General features: G+C 64.0%; 18 protein-coding genes. 2 read left to right on the top strand and 16 right to left on the bottom strand.

Annotated elements, in window-relative coordinates:
• The first annotated feature begins 152 nt into the window (after nt 1-152).
• Nucleotides 153-965: a helix-turn-helix domain-containing protein gene (locus tag JKV55_RS05440; RefSeq protein WP_202082976.1), complete on the top strand. Its 813-nt coding sequence runs from the start codon at nt 153-155 to the stop codon at nt 963-965.
• Between the two features lies 1 nt (nt 966).
• On the opposite strand, the gene JKV55_RS05435 is transcribed toward JKV55_RS05440, so the two are convergent.
• Together JKV55_RS05435 and JKV55_RS05430 are read right to left on the bottom strand one after the other, a co-directional pair.
• Entirely contained in the window at nt 967-1,374 is a 408-nt protein-coding gene (locus tag JKV55_RS05435; protein WP_202082974.1) for a hypothetical protein, read from the bottom strand.
• Nucleotides 1,375-1,404: 30 nt separating this feature from the next.
• The gene (locus JKV55_RS05430; protein ID WP_202082972.1) at nt 1,405-3,669 is read right to left on the bottom strand and encodes a DUF6351 family protein; all 2,265 of its coding nucleotides are present in this window, start codon (nt 3,667-3,669) and stop codon (nt 1,405-1,407) included.
• 115 nt (nt 3,670-3,784) lie between these two features.
• Between JKV55_RS05430 and JKV55_RS05425 the strand changes: the two genes are divergently transcribed.
• Nucleotides 3,785-4,030: a GNAT family N-acetyltransferase gene (locus JKV55_RS05425; protein ID WP_202082970.1), complete on the top strand. Its 246-nt coding sequence runs from the start codon at nt 3,785-3,787 to the stop codon at nt 4,028-4,030.
• Nucleotides 4,031-4,032: 2 nt separating this feature from the next.
• Here JKV55_RS05425 and rraB read toward each other — a convergent pair whose 3' ends face one another.
• The 14 genes from rraB to murD form a co-directional block, all read right to left on the bottom strand.
• Nucleotides 4,033-4,377: a ribonuclease E inhibitor RraB gene (rraB, locus tag JKV55_RS05420; protein WP_202082969.1), complete on the bottom strand. Its 345-nt coding sequence runs from the start codon at nt 4,375-4,377 to the stop codon at nt 4,033-4,035.
• Nucleotides 4,378-4,416: 39 nt separating this feature from the next.
• Complete coding sequence (locus JKV55_RS05415; protein WP_202082967.1) at nt 4,417-5,136, bottom strand: 1-acylglycerol-3-phosphate O-acyltransferase; 720 nt, start codon at nt 5,134-5,136, stop codon at nt 4,417-4,419.
• A 120-nt stretch (nt 5,137-5,256) separates the two neighbouring features.
• Complete coding sequence (locus tag JKV55_RS05410; RefSeq protein ID WP_202082965.1) at nt 5,257-6,933, bottom strand: methyl-accepting chemotaxis protein; 1,677 nt, start codon at nt 6,931-6,933, stop codon at nt 5,257-5,259.
• Nucleotides 6,934-7,191: 258 nt separating this feature from the next.
• Nucleotides 7,192-9,924, bottom strand: a complete 2,733-nt coding sequence (secA, locus tag JKV55_RS05405) for a preprotein translocase subunit SecA (RefSeq protein WP_202082963.1) — start codon at nt 9,922-9,924, stop codon at nt 7,192-7,194.
• A 55-nt stretch (nt 9,925-9,979) separates the two neighbouring features.
• A complete protein-coding gene (locus tag JKV55_RS05400; RefSeq protein ID WP_202082961.1) occupies nt 9,980-10,837 on the bottom strand; it encodes a M23 family metallopeptidase in 858 nt (285 codons plus the stop codon).
• Between the two features lie 67 nt (nt 10,838-10,904).
• A complete protein-coding gene (gene lpxC, locus JKV55_RS05395) occupies nt 10,905-11,828 on the bottom strand; it encodes a UDP-3-O-acyl-N-acetylglucosamine deacetylase (RefSeq protein ID WP_202082959.1) in 924 nt (307 codons plus the stop codon).
• Between the two features lie 96 nt (nt 11,829-11,924).
• Entirely contained in the window at nt 11,925-13,064 is a 1,140-nt protein-coding gene (gene ftsZ, locus JKV55_RS05390) for a cell division protein FtsZ (protein ID WP_202082957.1), read from the bottom strand.
• A 41-nt stretch (nt 13,065-13,105) separates the two neighbouring features.
• Nucleotides 13,106-14,362: a cell division protein FtsA gene (ftsA, locus tag JKV55_RS05385; RefSeq protein WP_202082955.1), complete on the bottom strand. Its 1,257-nt coding sequence runs from the start codon at nt 14,360-14,362 to the stop codon at nt 13,106-13,108.
• Entirely contained in the window at nt 14,322-15,089 is a 768-nt protein-coding gene (locus tag JKV55_RS05380) for a cell division protein FtsQ/DivIB (RefSeq protein WP_202082948.1), read from the bottom strand. Before JKV55_RS05380 ends, ftsA begins: the two co-directional genes overlap by 41 nt.
• Nucleotide 15,090: 1 nt before the next feature.
• Complete coding sequence (locus JKV55_RS05375; protein ID WP_202082946.1) at nt 15,091-16,008, bottom strand: D-alanine--D-alanine ligase; 918 nt, start codon at nt 16,006-16,008, stop codon at nt 15,091-15,093.
• Nucleotides 16,005-17,468, bottom strand: coding sequence for a UDP-N-acetylmuramate--L-alanine ligase (gene murC, locus JKV55_RS05370; protein WP_202082943.1), 1,464 nt, complete (start codon nt 17,466-17,468; stop codon nt 16,005-16,007). The genes JKV55_RS05375 and murC overlap by 4 nt, the downstream gene beginning before the upstream one ends.
• Nucleotides 17,469-17,483: 15 nt before the next feature.
• Entirely contained in the window at nt 17,484-18,557 is a 1,074-nt protein-coding gene (gene murG / locus JKV55_RS05365) for an undecaprenyldiphospho-muramoylpentapeptide beta-N-acetylglucosaminyltransferase (RefSeq protein WP_202082941.1), read from the bottom strand.
• Nucleotides 18,554-19,729 carry a cell division protein FtsW gene (gene ftsW / locus JKV55_RS05360; protein ID WP_202082939.1) on the bottom strand — a complete coding sequence of 392 codons (1,176 nt, stop codon included), beginning with the start codon at nt 19,727-19,729 and terminating at the stop codon, nt 18,554-18,556. The genes murG and ftsW overlap by 4 nt, the downstream gene beginning before the upstream one ends.
• Nucleotides 19,726-21,024: a UDP-N-acetylmuramoyl-L-alanine--D-glutamate ligase gene (gene murD, locus JKV55_RS05355; protein WP_202082937.1), complete on the bottom strand. Its 1,299-nt coding sequence runs from the start codon at nt 21,022-21,024 to the stop codon at nt 19,726-19,728. The genes ftsW and murD overlap by 4 nt, the downstream gene beginning before the upstream one ends.

Below are 21,024 nucleotides of genomic sequence, written 5' to 3'. Positions count from 1 at the left end.
TATTACAGCAACAAGGGGGGCCGGCGGGGAAGTTGGCGCCCTGTAGCAAAGTGGCGCTGTCTGGCGCACTGGCTGCATCAATCAGATACAGGCGCACTCTGTTGCAGGAAACCGACTTTGGGTACACTGGGCGCAGTTTTCCCGGAGTCCCTATGCATCACGATTTCGCCAAGAACCTGCGCCTGCTGTGCAGCTACTACAAGTCGGTGGCCGAGGTGTGCCGCAAGCTCAAGGTCAACCGGCCCCAGTTCAACCGCTACCTGAGCGGGCGCTACAAGCCCTCGGCCCACAGCCTGCGCCGGTTGTGCGACTTCTTCGGGGTGGAGGAACACGAAATCCTGATGCCCCACAGCCAGTTCGAGCTGCTGATCCAGGTACGGCCCCGGCCGCGGGATGAGGTGGAGGAACATCCGGAATACCGCCATCTGGCACTGCTGCAGGCCAACTCCCAGGGGCTCGACAAGTACCTGGGCTATTACTTCGAATACCACTATTCGATGGCCTTTCCGGGCAAGATACTGCGCAACCTGGTGTGCCTGGAGAAACGGGACGGCCGCGTCTACTACCAGCGCACCGAGCGGTTGCAGCAGAGCCCGGGCGAGCGGGTCTACCACAGCAAGTACCTGGGCATGGCCCACCTGCTGGCGGACCGCATCTTCCTGCTGGACTACGAGTCCCTCACCGCCAACCAGATCACCCAGACCATCCTCATCCCCACCTTCAAGAGCCGGGTGGGCCGGCTGAGCGGCCTGCGCCTAGGGGCCTCGGCCAGCGGCGAGCGCATCCCCAGCTGCACCCGGGTGGTGTTCGAATACCTGGGCCACCGGGTGGACATCCGCCGTACTCTCAGGCTGTGCGGCACCTTCGAGGCGGACGGCGGCCAGATTTCACCGCCGGTGCTCGCCGCCATTCGCAACGAGATGGCAGCGGGGGAACATCACTTCCGCGCCCGGCACTGCTTCTGATTCAGGCCACCAGCCCCAGCCACAGCAGCCGCACCACGGCCACATTGGCCACGCTGACCAGGAACAGGAAACCGACGTAGGTCATCACCAGATAGCGGAAGTAGTGGTGCCGGCCGTGGCGGATCAGCCCCAGCGCCTCCTGGTACTGGCGGTGGGCGGTGGCGATCTTGGCGAACAGGGTCAGTTCGAAGTGCATCAGAAACAGGGTGATCAGGGATAATACCGTGCCCAGCAACGGCGCTATCAGTATCCAGCCCTTCAACACCTGGGTGATGTCGGGCTTGAGGTAGGGCACGGCGCCCAGCAGCACCACGGCGATGGTGATCTGGAACAACTTCTTCCAGATATGATCGTGACGGTATTTGTATTCATCCCACAGCAGGGCGTGCGGTTCGAGCTGATTGTCCACCTGAGTGCTCCATGGCTCCCGTTTGCGCCACTATAACACGGGAGCCAGCCCCAGCTCAGCGTCCGGGGGGCGCGACATATCACCGCGGCGATAATCGCACACCCCCTCGGGGAAAATGGTTTCCAGCATGCTCCTGTGAGGTGCCACCTCGATGGGCCCATAAAAACCGCGCTCTATCGCCTCGTTCACCGGCACCAGGGCGCATTTGAACAGATCTCCGGTAAGGGGAGCGCCCGCCACGTTGCGTGGCGAACGATAGGGAGGATAATGGGCCAGGCAGGCGCCGGTGTCCGCATCATTCCGCCAGGCACCGTTCCACACCCCCTCGCCCTCGGCGATCAACTCGCCCCGGTCGGTCCAGCAGGCGTCCCGGGCCGCCGCCGGCCGCTGGCCGGAGCTGAGCCACTGATCGAGCAGTTCGAAGGCCCGATCGCTGGGATCATAGGGCTTGCCGCTCTGCCAGATCACCAGGTTATCCACCCGGCCCCGGGCCGCCCGGATCCGCAGCCAGGACGACAGGGTGGCATAGGAGTGGTGCATGTCCAGCTCATGATCCAGATAGTGGCGCAGATCGATCACCGGTATGTCGATATCCCCGAGGAACACATGGCCGGAGCGGTAGGCGGCCGCCATGGCGGCCAGGTGCCCACGGCTGCGGGGCGCCGTCTTGACCAGCTCCACCTGGTTGCGCTCGAATACCCGCAGCGGCACCGGGCTGCCCGGGGTTTTCTGCATGTTATGGTCGCTCCAGATGGAGACCCCCGCCAGGCTGTCGTCACCGGTCAGCACCCAGAGCCTTTCCTGCACCATGTCCTTCGGCGCCTTCCAGCTGCCGATGTTGGCATTGAGGTGGAGAAACTCCGCCATGCTGATCTGTCCACGGATCAGGGCATCCAGGCCATACTGCACCCCGACATTGTCGTGGGTACGGTAGGCATAACCGTCTTCCCCCACCCCATAGACATAGGCCAGATCATGCCAATGGCTGAATCGCTCTTTCCTGGTGACCGCCGGCGCATAATGGTGGGCCCGGTGGGAATAGTGGGGATTGTTGGTCAGGGGCGCCAGCCCTCGCCAGCTCTTGGAGCACTCGGTCGCTCCCGGCGGCAGGCTGGGCAGCCGCAGTCCGAAACCGGCCATCCGCGCCCAGCGATAGTATTTCTTGAACTCGTGCTCTACCTCGCTGCTGGCCGCCACCCCCATCACCAGCCCCCGGTTTTCCTGGGCCTGCCAGCGCGGGTTGTCCCGGGCAGTCACGTCGAAGTAGTACTCCAGCAGTTCGCAGTCCAGCGCCCAGATGCTCTGGGTGATCATGTCCGGGTAGCTGTACTGGGGGATCAGGGCATCGAGCAGGCCCGGCTTGTTCTGGGCGATCAGGTACTGCTGCACCGCTCCGCCCGAGCCGCCGATGCCCACCGTATAATCCGGCTGGCCGTAGCGGGCCGCGAACTGGGCCTTGACCAGTTCGGCGGTGTTGGCCGCCAGCCACATGTTGTAGTGGTTGCTGGTGACGTTGCCGCTGGATCCCGCCAGGGCATAGCCCTGGGCCAGCTGCTCGATGCGGCGGGAACCAATGCTGCCCAGGCTCATGCGCCCCTGGCGCTTGCCGATGCCCACCCCGCCCTTGAAATGGTATATCAGCTTGTTGTTCCAGTAGGGGCTGTGGCTGTCGGTGACCGGCGCCCGGGGATCCGCCAGCATGGCGATCACGTAGATGAAACGGTTGATGGTGCCCCGCTCCACCCGGAGCACGAAGGGAATCCGCTGCCCCTGCCATTCCAGCCAGGCCAGATCCTCCGGCTCGTCGTCCTCCGGCCAGGGCCTGAAGTCGTCGCGCCCCTCCACCTTGTAGAAGTAATCCAGCCGGGTCGGCAGCAGGCAGTCCTTGCTGTGGCCGAGCAGGCTTCGCTTGTCCTTGACCCCCTCCCGCTCCTCGAACACCGGAGTGCCGATACCTTCCCGGTTGTCCACCAGCGGCTGGCCGAGATCCGAGTCCTCGGTGTTGCAGGCGAAGGGGTATTGCAGGCCGAGCGAGGTATCCACCGGACCCACCTGCCCCGGTGCTATGGGAAAGTCGAAACCGGACAGATCCAGGGGAACCAGGGAGGCATGGGGACCGTCGTAGGGCGGCCGGGGCGCGGCGGGATCATAGCCGGGCGGCAGCGCCTCCACCACCAGTTCGGGCGGCTCGGGCAACAGGTGCCGGCCCAGCCGGGCCTGGAGTTCGCTGCAGCCGCTCAGCGCGAGCAGGGCTGCCAGCAGTAATAACAGAGGGAGGGTACCGGCCTTGTCCATGGCGCTTTCCTTTTTCCATCCTGCCTGAAGTTAAGGTTAGCCAATGGCGCAGCCAAGCACCCGTTCCGGTGCCACAAAAATATGGTTGCGATAAACAACAGTTAAGGAGTCATCCATGGACATGATAGCCTCGCTGCGTCATCACGCCCGCCTGCTGGTACGGGAACCGGGCAAGCGGCTGGCACTTCTGGTGCTGGAACAGGCCCGACAACTCGGCTATCGCCACTGCTACCAGGAAACCACCGCCTGCCTGGGGGAAGCGCTGGCACGCTACCGGGGGCTGGGATTCACCCCTTGTGAACGGCTGGGCAACACCGGGCATCGCGACTGTGAAATCACCCTGATGCTGCCCCTGGGTTGAACCTATTCTTCGAAGTAGGTGCCCCAGCCGTCGTACTCGATCCCGTATTTCTCGGCAATCGGCAGCAGTTGCTCAATCTGGGCCATGATGGCCTCTTCGGTCAGGGGGCCGTCTTTGATGGCGTCGAAACACAGCAGCAGTTGGCCGCGTTCCAGGGTCAGCTCTTCGGCGTCGGTTACCTCGAATTCCGCCTTGAAGCAGTCTACCGCCGCCTTTTCCAGGCGGGCAAAATCCTGGCCGGAGAAGTGATGCTCTATGGTGTATTCCGCCTCCGGGTTGCTGCCGTCTTCCAGCAGGGAGGCGATAATCTCGCGGGTTTCTTCCCGCCAGTCTTGCTGTTCACTCATATGGGGCTCCTGGGCCGGGTACGGGGATGAGGCAAAAGCTTAGGGCCGGCGGACTTCGGTGTCCAGCTCGGCAATACGCTCGGCAATCAGCTGGCGGCTGTGCTTGAGCAGTTCGCGCAAATGGGCCGGTTCATACTGCTGAATATCGATCGGCGGCATGATCTCGACAATCAGCTCGCCATTGTCCCAGCGGTTCAAATCCACCTGCCCGAAATAGCTGGAGCAGGCGATGGGCACGACGGGCACCCGGGCCTGCAGGGCGATATGAAAGGCACCGGTCTTGAAGGGCAACAGGCCCTGGCCCTTGCTGCGGGTCCCTTCGGGAAACATCCAGATCGACATGTTGCGCCGGCGTATCTTGTCCACCACTGTGCCGATGGTGCTCGCCGCCTTGGCCTTGTTCTCGCGATTGATCAGCAGGTTGCCGCTGAGCCAGAACAGCTGGCCGAACAGGGGGATCCAGAACAGGCTGTTCTTGCCGATGGCCACGGTGCGCGGCATCACGGCGCCGGGCAGGGCGATAATGTCCCAGTTGCTCTGGTGGTTAGCGATATAGACAGCCGAGTGCAGGCGCTTGACGTGTTCGTAGCCCCGGACCCTGACCTTGAGCCCCACCAGCGGGCAGGCCTTGTGGAACAACCGCCCCAGCAGATAGACATTGTTGGGATGACGGGGGCGCAGCAGGCACACCAGGGTGCCCAGTACAAAGACCACTATCATGGCCAGGGCAAGCAATAACAGCCGCAGCAGCTTTAACATGAAAGAACCTCGCGTTTTGAGAGACGGCAGTATACTGAGGGGACCCGGAGGGAACAAGGGCGGCTACCCGGTTCAGGCAACGGCGGGGAATGGGCGGAGCCAGGCCTCCGCCCGGATGGCTTAACGGCGCGTCGACAAACCCGGTTCGCTCCGCTCCAGACGGAAACCCTGCACCGCCAATTGCAGTTGTTCGGCCAGTTGGGCCAGTTCCCGGCTGGCGCTGGCGGTCTGCTCCGCACCGGCCGCCGTTTCTCCGCCCATGGCATGGATATTGGAGATATTGCGGCTGATGTCTTCGGTCACCGCCGCCTGCTCGTCCACCGCGCTGGCAATCTGGGTATTCATGTCGTGGATGGTCTGCACCGCCGCACTGATCAACTCCAGTGCCTGTTCCGCCTCACGCGCACGGGTGACCGTCTGCTCGGCCTGGGCCTGGCCGCTGGCCATCGCCGCCATGGCCAGATCCGCATCGGCCTGCAGTTTGGTAATGGTGGTCACGATTTCCTGGGAAGACTGCTGGGTCTGCTCCGCCAGGTTGCGCACCTCGGTGGCCACCACCGCGAAGCCCCGCCCCTGCTCGCCGGCGCGGGCCGCCTCGATGGCGGCGTTCAAGGCCAGCAGGTTGGTGCGATCGGCAATTTCCTGGATCACCTGTACCACGGAGCTTATCTGGTTGCTGCTGTCTGCCAGGGATTGCACCACCTGACCGGTGGTCGCGACCTCTTCCGCCAGGCGGCTGATAAAGCCGACCGTCTGCTGCACCACCTGCTTGCCCTGCTCGGCCGCCTCATGAGCCGCCCGGGCCGACTCGGCCGCCTGGTTGGTATTGTGGGACACCTCCTGCACCGTGGCCGACATCTCGTTGATGGCGGTCGCCACCTGCTCGGTATCCTGCTGCTGTCGGCTCAGGTTGCTGCTGGTCTGCAGCGAGACCGCCGAGGTCTCCTCCGCCGCCGAAGCCAGGCCGGTGCTGGACTGGTTGATCTGGCCGATCAGCTCGCGCAGCTTGTCGGTCATATGGTGCAGCTTGCCGTACACTCCCCGGGTTCCGGGTGCAAAGGCAAGGCTCAGATCACCGTCGGCAATGCTGGCGGCCACCCGCTCCATCTCACCCGGCTCAGCTCCCAGGGGCTGCAGCACGGTACGCCGCAAGGTCCATCCCAGCACCAGGCTGAGGCCCACCAGCAACAGCACCATCGCCACCATCAGGCTGACCATCTGGCCATTGCGGCGCTCCTGGGCCTGCAACTGCTCGGACTGGCGCGCGAGCAGCAGGGAAATAAAGTCATTCACCGCCTTGGTCAGGATCCCCCGCTCCCGATCGTAGTCGGGTCCCAGTACCCGGGCCTGGGCCTGCTGCAGCTCTCCGGCCCTGGCCAGGGTGATGGCCTGCCCCTCCAGTTCGACCATCGCGAGGGTGGCCCGCCGCCCCTGCTCCAGCAGGTTCATTTCGGCCGGACTCAGCACCATCTCCGCCAGCAGCTGTTCATTGGACAGGATACGGCCATCCACCCGCGGCGCCTTGCCTTCGGTGATCGCCAGCACGCCATGGTAGGCGGTCAGCTTGTCCTGGTTGCCGGTCACCACATAGTTACGAATATGGGTCGACAGTTCGGAAGAGTACAGCCGCAGCATGTTGGCGGAATTGAAATACTGGTAGCGCTCCTCCTGGGCCCGGCTCACTCCCTGCTGGGACTGCAGCAGCAGATAGAGGGCCGCCCCCAGCGACAGGGCCAGGGCCAGCACCACCAGGAAAACCAGGCGAATGATGGCTTTGAGGGTCAAGCTTTTATTCATAGGGACTCCAATAGCGGCAACATCAAATCGTCACAAAAAATAAATAAATCGTACACAAAAGTGATCGCAATCATACCGGTAAGCCCGTAAATGTGAAGCGATAGCCCATAGATTCATGCCTGTTTTTATTCAGCCGGTGACAATTGGATTCATTGGTAGCCGATGATTGCGCTGCCTTATGACGGCCTGGCAACACGCCATAAAAAAACCGCCCTGGGCTGCAGGGCGGTTTCGAGGGTCAGGGGCGTCGCGCCCGGCTCAGCTCAGCTTGCCGTGACATTGCTTGTACTTCTTGCCGGAGCCGCAGGGACAGGGGTCATTACGCCCCACCTTTTCCCCTTCGCGCACGAAAGGCGCCGCCTCGGCGCCCGCCTGCGGGCTGGCCGGCCTGGCCTCGGCCAGCGGGTTGTCCGCCTCCGCATGGCTGTAGCTCTGGGGCAGGCGCTCGGCCGCCTCGCGCCGCTTGGCCTCCGCCGCCTCCACCTCTTCCTGGGTCTGCACCCGTACCCGGCTGAGGATGCTGATCACTTCCCGCTTGAGGTTATCCAACAGCTGGGTGAACAGCTCGTAGGACTCGCGCTTGTATTCCTGCTTGGGGTTCTTCTGCGCATAGCCGCGCAGGTGAATGCCCTGGCGCAGGTGATCCATGGCCGCCAGGTGCTCCTTCCACAGGGTGTCCAGGGTCTGCAGCATCACCGAGGTCTCGAACTGGCGCAGCACCGGCGCCCCCACCACCGCCTCCTTGTCGGCATAGGCCTGGGTCGCCGCCGCCAGGATGCGCTCGCGCAGCTGTTCGTCGTGCAGTTTCTCGTCCTGCTTCAGCCAGTCGCCGATGGGCAGATCCAGCGCAAAATCCCCCCGCAGCCGCTGCTCCAGCGCGGGGACATCCCACATTTCCTCCAGCGACTGGGGCGGGATGTACTCGTCGATGATACCGCTCAGCACATCGTCCCGGATCACTTCTATGGTGTCCTTGATATCGCCGGAATCCAGCAGCTCGTTGCGCTGCTCGTACACCACCTTGCGCTGATCGTTGGCCACATCGTCGAATTCCAGCAAATTCTTGCGGATATCGAAGTTGCGAGTTTCCACCTTGCGCTGGGCGTTTTCGATGGCCCGGGTCACCCAGGGATGCTCGATGGCCTCGCCCTCTTCCATGCCCAGCTTCTTCATCATGCTGGTGACCCGATCGGAGGCGAAGATCCGCATCAGCGCATCTTCCATCGACAGGTAAAAACGGCTGGACCCCGGATCGCCCTGACGACCGGCACGGCCGCGCAGCTGGTTGTCGATACGGCGGGATTCGTGCCGCTCGGTACCGATAATATGCAGGCCGCCGGCATTGATCACCGCCTCATGACGTTGCTGCCAGTCGGCCCTGATGGCGGCGACGTGCTCCGCCGTCGGCTGCTCCAACGCCTCGATCTCCGCCTGCCAGTTGCCGCCGAGCACGATGTCGGTACCCCGGCCGGCCATGTTGGTGGCGATGGTCACGGCACTGCTGCGCCCCGCCTGGGCAATGATTTCCGCTTCCTTGGCGTGGAACTTGGCATTGAGCACCTGGTGCCTGATGCCTTCCTGCTTGAGGATGCGGGACAGCAGTTCGGAGTTTTCGATGGACACCGTGCCCACCAGCACCGGCTGGCCCCGCTCCACGCAATCCTTGATGTCGGTGACGATGGCCTGATATTTTTCTGCGGCGGTCAGGTAGACCAGATCCCCCATGTCCTTGCGGACCATCGGCTTGTTGGTGGGGATCACCACCGTCTCCAGGCCGTAGATATGCTGGAATTCGAAGGCTTCGGTATCGGCGGTACCGGTCATGCCCGCCAGTTTCTCGTACAAACGGAAATAGTTCTGGAAGGTGATGGAGGCCAGGGTCTGGTTCTCGTTCTGGATCTTGACCCCTTCCTTGGCTTCCACCGCCTGATGCAACCCCTCGGACCAGCGCCGGCCCGGCATGGTGCGGCCGGTGTGCTCGTCGACGATCACCACCTCGTTGTCCTGCACTATGTAGTCGACATTGAGCTCGAACAGGGTATGGGCCCGCAGGCCGGCGTTGACGTGCGCCAGCAGGGTGATGTTACCGGCGGAGAACAGGGAGTCCTCTTCCGCCAGCAGCCCCATGCGCTTGAGTTCCTCTTCCACGAAGATCTGGCCGTTTTCGGTCAGCAGCGCCTGCTTGTTCTTCTCGTCCACCGTGTAGTGGCCGTCGCCGGTATATTCCTCGGTGTCTTCCTTGTCCTGCTTGACCAGCTTGGGGATCAGGGTATTGATGCGGGTATAGAGCTCGGAGCTGTCCTCCGCCGGACCGGAAATGATGAGCGGGGTACGGGCCTCGTCGATCAGCACCGAGTCCACCTCGTCCACCAGGGCATAGTACAGCGGACGCTGTACCCGCTGCTGGGGGGTGAAGGCCATGTTGTCGCGCAAATAGTCGAAGCCGAATTCGTTGTTGGTGCCGTAGGTGATGTCGCAGGCGTAGGCGTCGCGTTTTTCGGCATGGCCCATGCCCGGCAGGTTGCAGCCCACGGTCAGGCCGAGGAACTCGAACAGCGGCCGGTTGGCTTCCGCATCGCGCCGGGCCAGGTAATCGTTCACCGTCACCACGTGCACGCCGCGACCGGTCAGGGCGTTCAGATACACCGGCAGGGTACCGGTCAGGGTCTTGCCTTCCCCGGTCTTCATCTCGGCGATCTGGTTGTTGTGCAGTACCATGCCGCCGATCATCTGCACATCGAAATGGCGCATCTCGAACACGCGCCGGGACGCTTCGCGCACCGTGGCGAAGGCTTCCGGCAAAATCTGCTCAAGGGACTCACCCTGCTCCATTCTGGTGCGGAACTCGGCGGTCTTGGCCTGCAGTTCGGCATCGCTCAACGCTTCGAGCCTGGGCTCCATAGCATTGATTTCATTGACAATTTTACGCAGCCGCTTGAGGGTTCTGTCGTTGCGGCTACCTATTATCTTGGTGAAGAGTTTGGTAATCATGCTTGGCCAATAATGATGTTGGAAGATAAAGCTCCGCCCGGGCGGAGCCGAAAAACTAGTTGGGCAGGAAGCGCGCCGGATCCAGCTGCTTGTTCCCTTTCAGTACTTCGTAATGCAAATGAACCCCGGTCGCCCGGCCGGTCCGTCCCATCAGGGCGATATGCTGGCCCTTTTCCACATAGTCACCGACCTCGACCAGCTTGGTATCCACATGAGCATAACGGGTTACCCAGCCCTGACCATGATTGATCTCAACCAGGCCGCCGAAAGCGGGGTGATGATCCACTGTGCTGACCACACCGGCGGCGGTGGCGGCGATCGGTTGCCCCAATTTACCGGAAAAATCCACCCCCTTGTGCCAGCGTGCCCGACCGGTGAAGGGATCCCGGCGCGGGCCGAAGCCGGAGCTCAGGCGGGTGGTACCATCGGGCACCGGATGCCCCTGGATCTGGGTAATCTCGTTTATATGGAGATTAAGCAGCAGAGATTCAAGGGCAGCCAGGGTCATGCCGTATTCCCGGGACTGCTCCGACAACTGGGCCAGCCCCTGATGCAGCTCGGCAAAACCGTTGAAGGGGCGCTTGAGCAGGTTGGGATCCAGCCGCTGCAGGCTGATTTCGTCGCTCAGGTCATAATCGGTCACCAGGCGCTGGCCGACGGCGGACAGTTGTCCCAGATCCGCCTGCAGCTGGCCCAGGCGCTGGCCGATCCGTTGCAGCTGCTGCTGTTGGCTGCGCTGCTGCTGTTCCAGCTGGCGGGCGAGCTGCAGGTTGTGCTGCTGGCTGCCCTGCCACTGGCTGTACAGGTACAGGGCCAGCGGCAGCTGGAGCAGGGCCAGGATCACGAAAAACCGGTAAAACAGGGGGCGGGACACCGCCTTGGGAGCAGATACGATAGCGGGATTGGTCATCATGTACACTACAGAGGAGAAAAACAAAACACGCCGGCGCGGAGAGAATGCCGGCGTGTTCAGAGTCGGCTCAAGCGGGGTTGAACGCGCTGTCGTAGTAACGAATCGGCGATTCGGCACCCTGCTCGTCAAAGGTCACGATTTCCCAGGCATCCGCCCTGGCCAGCATGGCACGCAGCAGGCTGTTGTTCAGGGCATGGCCGGTCTTGTAGGCACGGAACTCCCCCAGGATACTGTGATTGCACATGTAGAGGTCGCCGATGGCGTCCAGCATCTTGTGCTTGACGAACTCGTTGGGGTAGCGCAGGCCGTCTTCGTTCAGCACCTTGTAGTCATCCAGCACCACGGCGTTTTCCAGGCTGCCGCCCAGGGCCAGGTTCTGGGAATGCAGGTACTCGATGTCACGCATAAAGCCGAAGGTCCGTGCCCGGCTCAGCTCCTTGACGAAGGCCGCACCGGAGAAATCCAGCACCAGATGCTGGCTCTGGCCTTCGAACACCGGGTGCTTGAAGTCGATGGTCAGATCCATCTTGAAGCCGCCGCGATAAGGCCGGAACTCGGCCCACTTGTCGCCGTCTTCCACCCGCACCGGCTGTTTGATGCGAATAAAACGCTTGAGCGCGTTCAGTTCGCGGATGCCGCCGGACTGGAGCAGATAGATGAAGGGGTGGGAGCTGCCGTCCATCACCGGTACCTCGGGCGCATCCACCTCGATATAGAGGTTGTCGATGCCCAGCCCCGCCAGCGCCGCCGACAGGTGCTCTATGGTCGACACCCGCACGCCCTGCTCGTTGACCAGCGCGGTGCAGAGCATGGTGTCCTTGACCAGAGCGGCATCGGCCCGGATCTCGACTTGCGGAGCCAGATCGGTACGACGAAACACTATGCCTGTGTTGGCCGGCGCCGGTACAAAGGTCATCTGTACCTTGTGCCCGGAATGCAGGCCGATTCCGGTGGCCCGCACGGTATTCTTAAGGGTTCGTTGTCTAATCATAAGGTTATCCGCCAGTAAAAAAGCCCGGTCCGAACCAAACTCAATTGGTCAGACATGCTAGCACAATAATCCGCCTACGCCAATTGAGAGCCTTTCTCAGTCGGCCTGCTTGCGCAAGAACGCCGGAATGTCCAGGTAATCCAGCTCGGACTTGGCCTGGGTGCTGTCGGCATTGACCACCAGCTTGCCGGCCTGATCCTCGCGCGGGCTATCCACCCGACGCATGCCGTTGTCGTCCCGGCTGCTGCCGGACTTCACCAGGGTGATATCGGGCTTGCGCTCGGCACCGATACCGGTAGCCACCACTGTGACCCGCAGTTCGTCGGTGATTTCCGGATCCAGGACGGTGCCCACCACCACGGTGGCGTTCTCGGAAGCGAAGGCCTTGACCGCGTTACCCACGGTTTCGAACTCTTCGATGGTCATGTCGAGGCCGGCGGTGATGTTCACCAGTATGCCGCGGGCGCCGGCCAGATCCACGTCTTCCAGCAGCGGGCTGGAGATGGCTTTTTCGGCGGCCTCCTCGGCGCGGTCTTCACCGCTGGCGCTGCCGGTCCCCATCATGGCGGTGCCCATTTCCCGCATCACGGTGCGCACGTCGGCGAAGTCGACGTTGATAAGCCCGGGACGGGTGATCAGCTCGGCGATACCCTGTACCGCCCCCAGCAGCACATTGTTGGCGGCCTTGAAGGCGTCCAGCAGGGAGATGCCGCGGCCCAGCACCTTCAGCAGCTTGTCGTTGGGAATGGTGATCAGCGAGTCGACGTGCTTGGCCAGCTCGTTGATGCCCTGCTGGGCGTAGTTCATCCGCTTCTTGCCTTCGAAGGCGAAGGGCTTGGTCACCACCGCCACCGTGAGGATGCCCAGTTCCTTGGCCACTTCCGCCACCACGGGCGCGGCGCCGGTACCGGTTCCGCCCCCCATGCCGGCGGCGATAAACACCATGTCGGCCCCATCCAGCAGGTCGCGAATGGCATCCTTGTCTTCCAGCGCCGCGTCACGGCCCACTTCCGGATTGGCACCGGCGCCCAGGCCTTTCGTAATGGCACCGCCGACCTGCAGGGTAGTGTCGGCGCTGGAATTGCGCAGGGCCTGGGCATCGGTGTTGATGGCCAGGAACTCCACCCCTTCCAGGTTCTCGCGCACCATGTGCTCGACCGCGTTGCCGCCGCCGCCGCCCACGCCCACCACCTTAATGACGGCTTCCTGCTCGTGATCATTCATCAGTTCAAACATAAGACTCTCTCCGCTTTGCTCTTGGTTGATTCCTGCCAAGATTAAAATTCGCCACGCAGCCAGTTGCCGACCCGTTTCAACAGCCCGGTCACGCTGGCCTTATTGTTGTAGTCCTGTTGAGGCATGGACTGATGCTCCCGGCCGTAGTGCAACAGCCCCACGGCGGTGGAATACACCGGTGTCTCAACGTAATCCGACAATCCCTTGACCCCGGCGGGCTGGCCGATCCGCACCTGGCACTGGAAGATCTGCTCGGCGCACTCCACCAACCCCTCGATCTGGGCCGCCCCGCCGGTGAGCACCAGGCCGGCGGCCAGTTGGTGCTTGACGCCGGCCTTCTTCAGTTCGCTCTGCACCTTGCTCAGCTCCTGGTTGATCATGCCGAGCAGTTCGCTGTAGCGGGGCTCTATCACCTCGGCCAGGGTCTGTCGCTGCAGACTGCGAGCCGGGCGGCCGCCCACGCTGGGCACCTCTATGGTGTCTTCCTTGCTCACCAGCCGGCTGAAGGCGCAGCCATGCCGCACCTTGATCGCTTCCGCATCCAGCGGCGGCGTGCCGAAGGCATAGGCGATGTCGCTGGTGACGGTGCTGCCCGCATAGGGGATTACCTTGGTATGACGCAGGGCGCCGCCGGTAAACACCGCCATGTCCATGGTGCCACCGCCGATATCGACTACGCATACACCCAGCTCTTTCTCATCGTCGGTCAGCACCGCATAACTGGATGCCAGCGCGCTGAAAATAAGCTGGTCTACTCGCAGGCCCAACCGCTCCACGCATTTTTCGATGTTGCGCGCCATGTCGTTGTGGCAGGTGATCAGGTGCACCTTGGCGTGCATACGCACCCCCGACAGGCCGATGGGATTCTTGATCCCCTCCTGGAAATCGATGGAAAACTCCTGGGGCAGCACATGCAACACCCGGTGCTCATCGGACAACCGTACCGACTTGGCGGTATGGATGACGTTATCCACGTCTTCCTGGGTCACCTCTTCATCGGAAATCGGCACCATACCGGTCTCGTTCCGACATTCGATATGTTTGCCCGACAACCCCAGATAGACGGAGGTGATCTGGCAGTCCGCCATCATTTCCGCCTCGTCCACCGCCCGTTTCAGCGACTTGACCACCGACTCGAGATCGTTCACGCCGCCTTTGTCCATTCCCTTGGAAGAGTGGCTGCCGAGGCCGATGATGTTCAGATCGCCGTCCGGCAGCACTTCCCCCACCAGGGCTGTTACCTTGGCCGTGCCGATATCAAGCCCGACGATCAGATTTCGTTCCGCGCTCTTGGTCATTATCAGTCTCTTCGTCCTGCTTCCATCCCACTGCCAACCCGGTATCGTAGCGCAGGTCGAGATAGGCCACTCGCTCCCGCCCGACGATGCCTGGATAGACATCAATAAATCGTTGTAATCTGGCTTCGATATCGTCCCGTCCCAGCAGCAGCCGCACCCCATTGGACAGGGTCAGCTCCCAGGAGCGACGGGGCGTCAGGTGCACCCGGACCAGCTCATAGCCCCGGGGCTGCAAAAATCGCTGCAGGACCCGATACTCCTCCAGCACCCGGCCCGCTTCTTCATCCGGCCCGGACAGGGACACCAACTCCAGCGCCCCCTGCTCGGCCTTGAATACTTCGCCATGGGTGTTGACCATGGCATCCTGGTTCCACAGGGCCGCCACCGGCTGCTCCACGATATAGACCCGCAGGGTATCGGGCCATTGCTTGCGCACCGATGCCTGGTAGACCCAGGGCAACGACAGCAGCTGTTGTTGCACCCGGTCTACTTCCAGGGCAAAAAAATTGCCCACTTCCGGCAACTCCAGTACCGATTCGCGCACCTGCTCCCGACTTAGATAGCGGTGCTCCCCCTGGATCAGCAGGCTGTTCACCGGCATCTGGTTGGCCGCGGTCATCCACATCACCAGCAGCCACAGGCCCCACAGCAGCGCCGACAGCACCGTCAGGAAGAAGGCCAGGCCGCCGATAAACTCCAGCCGGGTACGGGTCGCGACGGAGGCCATATCAGTACGCCATCTCCAGCACCCTGACCACCAACTGGTCGAAGGACAGGCCGGCCACCTTCGCCGCCTTGGGCACCAGGCTGGTTTCGGTCATGCCCGGCACCGTATTGACCTCCAGCAGCCACCATTGCCCCTGTTTGTCCCGCATCAGGTCGACCCGGCCCCAGCCGCTGGCCGCCACCGCCTTGAATGCCGCCAGGCTGAGTGCCCCCAACTCCTGTTCGCCTTCCTCGTCGAGGCCGCAGGGACAGAGGTACTGGGTATCGCCGGACTGATACTTGGCGGAATAATCGTAGAAATCGTGGGGCGTACGCAAGCGGATCGCCGGCAGGGCGCGCTCGCCCAGGATACTGACGGTGTATTCGTCGCCCTCGATAAAGCTCTCGAGCAGCACCTCGTCGTCGAACTTGAAGGCCTCCTGGATGGCATCGGCCAGGGTGGCGGCATCGGTGGCCTTGGTCATGCCGATGCTGGAGCCCTCGTGGGACGGCTTGACGAACACCGGCCCCTGGAACTGGGCCAGCAGCACCGCCGCATCGCCCGGGTTGAAGTCCTGCTTGTGCACCACCCGGAAGTCGGCGGTGGGCAACCCCATGGCCTGCCATACCTGCTTGGTGCGGATCTTGTCCATCGCCAAGGCGGAACCCAGCACCCGGGAGCCGGTGTAGGGCATGCCCAGATGTTCCAGGGCCCCCTGCAGGGTACCGTCTTCACCGCCCCGGCCGTGCACCACGATAAAGGCGCGCTCGAAGCCCTCGTCCTTCAGCCGGGCCAGCGGATAGTCGCGGGTATCGATGCCGTGGGCATCCACCCCGGCCCGCTCCAGGCCGGCCAGCACGGCGGCGCCGGAGCGCAGGGAGACTTCCCGCTCGGCGGAGCGCCCACCATACAACACCGCCACTTTGCCGAACTGACTCATACCTGTTCCCCCTGTTGTTTCATCGTTTCAATCGACAGTTGCAGCTGCCCCAGCTTGCGCGCCAGCCCGCCCACATTACCGGCCCCCTGGGTCAGCACCAGGTCGCCCTCCTGCAACAGCTCCGCCAGCACGGCGGGTACCTCGTCCGGAGTAGCCACATAAATAGGCTCCATATGACCACGACTGCGAATGGAACGGCACAGGGCCCGGCTGTCGGCACCGGGAATGGGCGCTTCGCCGGCACTGTACACCTCCAACAGGATCAGTACATCGCTTTTCGACAGCACCTCGACAAAATCCTCGTACAGATCCCGGGTGCGGCTGTAGCGGTGGGGCTGGTAGATGGTCACCAGCCGCCGCTCGGGCCAGCCGGCGCGCACCGCGTTCTGGGTGGCCCGCACTTCGCTCGGGTGGTGACCGTAGTCGTCCACCAGCTTGACCCGCCCGCGGCCGCTGTCGAACTCGCCGTACTGCTGGAAGCGCCGCCCCACCCCTTCGAACTTCTTCAGGGCCGCCAGAATGGCGTCATCGCCGATGCCGTCCTCGCAGGCCACGGCGACGGCCGCGGCGGCATTCTGGGCGTTGTGCCGGCCCGGCAGGTTGAGCTGCACCTCCAGGCAACTGCCGTCGGGACGGCACACCTTGAAGCTGCTGTGATCCTGTTGCTGGCTGAAGTCCTCCACCCGGTAGTCGGCGTCTTCGGCAAAGCCGTAGGTGACGAACTGACGGCCCAAGCGCGGCAGCAGCTCACGCACCACGGGGTCGTCCACGCACAGCACCGCCAGACCGTAGAAGGGCAGGTTGTGCAGGAACTCGATGAAGGTGCCTTCCAGTTTGCTGAAGTCGCCGCCATAGGTGTCCATATGATCCGCTTCGATATTGGTGACGATGGACACCATGGGCTGCAGGTGCAGGAAGGAGGCGTCGCTCTCGTCCGCCTCGGCGATCAGGTAGCGGCTGCTGCCCAGCCGGGCGTTGCAGCCGGCGCTGTTGAGCAGGCCGCCGATGACGAAGGTGGGATCCATGCCCGCCTCGCCGTAGATGCTGGCCACCAGGCTGGTGGTGGTGGTCTTGCCGTGGGTACCGGCCACCGCCACCCCGTGGCGGAAACGCATCAGCTCGGCCAACATCTCGGCGCGGCGCACCACCGGGATGCGCAGCTCCCGCGCCGCCAGCAGCTCGGGGTTGTCGGCCTTGATGGCGGTGGACACCACCACCACGCTGGCCTCTTCCACCTGCTCGGCGGCATGGCCCAGGTAGATGGTGGCGCCCATGGCCGCCAGCCGGTCGGTCACGGTGTTGTAGGCGATATCGGAGCCGGAAATGGCGTAGCCCTCGTTGGCCAGCACCTCGGCAATACCGCCCATACCGGCACCGCCGATGCCGATAAAGTGGATACGCCGCACCCGTCTCATTTCGGGGATGATGCTTCTCAGTTTCGCCAGTTCAACCTTGGTCATGCCATTCTCTCAGTGTTATTTCGCCAGCGCGCGCAGGCAGTCCGCCACCCGCTCCGCCGCATCGGTCATCGCCAGGGCCCGGGCCCGGCTGGCCATGGCCAGCAGTTGTTCCCGGTTACCGGCCAGTTGCAGTAATTCCGCCGCCAGCCCCTCGGCGCTGAGCTCGGACTGGGGCAGCAACAGGGCCGCCCCCTGGTCCGCCAGGGAGCGGGCATTCTTGGTCTGGTGATCGTCCACCGCATGGGGCAGGGGCACGAAAATGGCCCCCAGCCCGGCGGCGGCGATTTCCGACACCGTCAGGGCCCCGGCCCGGCACACCACCAGATCGGCGGCGCCGTAGGCGGCCGCCATGTCATCGATAAAGTCGCTCACCTCGGCCGCCACCCCCTTCGCCTCGTAGGCGGCGCGCACCGCCTCGGCATTGCCGCGGCCGGTCTGGTGCCGCACCCGGATGTTGCCGGCCAGGGCCACCGCCTCGGGCAGGGTGTCGTTCAACACCTTGGCGCCCAGGCTGCCCCCCACCACCAGCAGCCGCAGCGGCTGGGGCGAGGTGTCGATGCGCTCGGCCGGCGCCGGCAGGGCCACCACCTCCGGCCGCACCGGGTTGCCCACCACCAGGGCGTGGTCGCCCTCGGCGAAGGCGCCGGGAAAGGCCATCAGCACCCGCCGGGAAAGCTTCGCCAGCAGGCGGTTGGTCAGGCCGGCGGCCGCGTTCTGCTCGTGCAGCACCAGGGGAATGCCCGCCAGCCGGGCGGCCACACCGCCGGGGCCGGCGGCGAAACCACCCATGCCCAGCACCACCGCCGGCCGGACCTGGCGCAGCACCCGCCGCGCCTGCCAGACCGCCTTCAGGATCTGGAAGGGTGCCAGCAGCAGCCGCTTGAGGCCGTTGCCGCGCACCCCGGCGATGTCGATGGTGTGCAGCGGATAGCCGTGCCTGGGTACCAATTGGGCCTCCATCCGCTCGGCGGTGCCGAGCCAGTGGATGGTCCAGCCCTCGGCCCGGAGCACATCCGCCACCGCCAGCCCCGGAAACACATGGCCGCCGGTGCCGCCCGCCATCACCAGCAGGGTCTTGTCAGCGCTCATGCCGCCTCCCGTTGTCTGGCCTGCATATGATCCCGCCGCCATTCGAAATCGATGCGCACCAGTATGGCCACGGCGGTGCTGATCACCAGCAGGCTGGAGCCGCCGTAACTGACCAGGGGCAGGGTCAGCCCCTTGGTGGGCAGCAGGCCCGAGGCTGCGCCCACGTTGACCACCGTCTGGAAGCTGAACCAGATGCCGATGCCCATGGCCAGGTAGCCTTCGTACTGGCGGCCGCCCATCAACACCTTCTGTCCGATGTGCAACGCCTTGAACGCCAGCCAGGCCTGCAGCAGCAGCACCAGCAGCACCCCGGTAAAGCCCAGTTCCTCGCCGAGGATGGCGAACACGAAGTCGGTGTGAGCCTCGGGCAGGTACTCGAGCTTCTGGATGGAGTTGCCGAGCCCCTCGCCGAACCAGCCGCCACGGCCGAACGCCATCAACGACTGGGTCAACTGGTAGCCGCTGCCGAAAGGATCTTCCCAGGGATTGAGGAAGGAGGTCACCCGCCGCATCCGGTAGGGCGAGGTCACGATCAGGAAACCCACCAGGCCCAGGCCCAGCACGATCAGGCTGATAAACTGGCTCATGCGGGCGCCGGCCAGGAACAGCATGCCGATGGTGGTCACGAACAGCACCACCACCGAGCCCAGATCCGGCTGCATCAGCAGCAGCACCGACATCACGCCCATCACCGCCAGGGGCTTGAGGAAGCCGCGCCACTGGCCGCGCACCTCTTCCTGCTTGCGCACCAGGTAGCCGGCCAGGAAGGTGAACAGGGCCAGCTTGGCGATTTCCGCCGGCTGCACGTTGATGGGGCCCAGCGCCAGCCAGCGGGTACTGCCGTTGATGTTGCGTCCCAGCAGCAGTACCGCCACCAGCAGCAGCAGCGCCAGGATCAGGAAGCTGGCGTTGAACTGCTGCCAGCGCGCCATGGGCACCTGCAGCATCAGGCTGGCGAGCAGCAGGCAGATCAGCAGGAAGGCGCCGTGGCGTTTGACGAAATAGAAGGGATCGTTGCCGACGTTGATGCCCTCGGCGATGGAGGCGGACGACACCATCACCAGGCCGATGGCCATCAGCGACAGCGCCAGCACCACCAGTTGGCGATCGTAGACGAGTCCCTGGGAGGGACGCAGCAGCCAGTCGGACCCGAAGGAAGGCAGCAGCTTCATAGGGCCTCCACCAGGGCCATGAAGTGATCGCCCCGGGCCAGGTAATTGGGATACATGTCCAGGCTGGCGCAGGCGGGGGCGAACAGCACCCAGTCGCCGGGGGTGGCCTGTGCGGCACACCAGGCCACCGCCCCGGCCAGATCCTCTACCTCATGGGTGTTGGCGGCAAGCCGCAGCAGCGCGGCCCTGTCCTGGCCGAAACAGGCCATGCCGGCGAGGCGTTGTTCGAGCAGGGGCTTGAGCGGAGCGAAATCCTGGCCCTTGCCCTGGCCGCCGGCGATCAGCCACAGCCGGCCGGGCACCGCCTCGGCCACCCCGGCGATGGCCGCCAGGGTGGCGCCCACATTGGTGGCCTTGGAATCGTTGAGCCAGCGCACCCCGTTTTTCTCGGCCACAAACTGGCAGCGATGGGGCAGGCCGCCGAAACGGCGCAGCACCTCGACCTGGACGTCCTGGGAAATACCCGCCTCGTCCGCCAGGGCCATGGCCGCCAGGGCATTGAGCTGGTTGTGGGCCCCGAGGATACGCAGGGCCGACACCGGCAGCACAGGTTCGCCATGGCGGCTCAGCCAGAGCTCGCCTCGGTGCTCGACCCGACCGTATTCTTGCGCGTCCAGGCCGAAGCTGACCGCCTCGGCGGGGCTTGCCGCCCGGGTCTGGTCGTCCTCCCGGTTGTACACGCACAGGCCGGCGCCTTGGTAAATGCCGAGCTTGGTGTCCCGGTAGTGGGCCAGGGAGTCGTAACGATCCAGGTGATCCTCGCTGATATTGAGCACGGTGGCGGCCAGTGCCCTGAGCCCGGGGGTGGTTTCCAGCTGGAAGCTGGACAGCTCCAGTACCGCCAGCTCCAGCGGCTGCATCAGCAGATCCAGCGCCGGGGTACCGATATTGCCGCCCACGCCCACCGCCAGGCCGGCCTCGGCCGCCATTTCGCCCACCAGGGTGGTGACAGTGCTCTTGCCGTTGGAACCGGTGATGGCGACGACGGGGGCCCGGCATTCCCGCAGGAACAGCGCCACGTCGCCCACTATCTCCACCCCGGCGGCCCGGGCCTGCTGCACCTCGGGCGTCGCCAGGGGCACCCCGGGGCTGATGATGATCAAGTCCGCCGCCAGCAGGCTGGCGGCGTCGAGGGCGCCGAAACGACGGTCGAGACCGGGCGGCAGTTGTTCCGCCCCCGGCGGCCGGGCGCGGGTGTCCATCACCAGGGGGCGACGCCCCCGGTCCAGGCAATAGCGCACACAGGAAAGTCCCGTCTGCCCCAAGCCGATGATCACGATGCGCTCTGGTAACAT

Source organism: Zobellella iuensis, from assembly GCF_016746085.1.
Taxonomy (GTDB): Bacteria; Pseudomonadota; Gammaproteobacteria; order Enterobacterales; family Aeromonadaceae; genus Oceanimonas; species Oceanimonas iuensis.
This window is presented reverse-complemented; position numbering and strand designations above follow the sequence as displayed.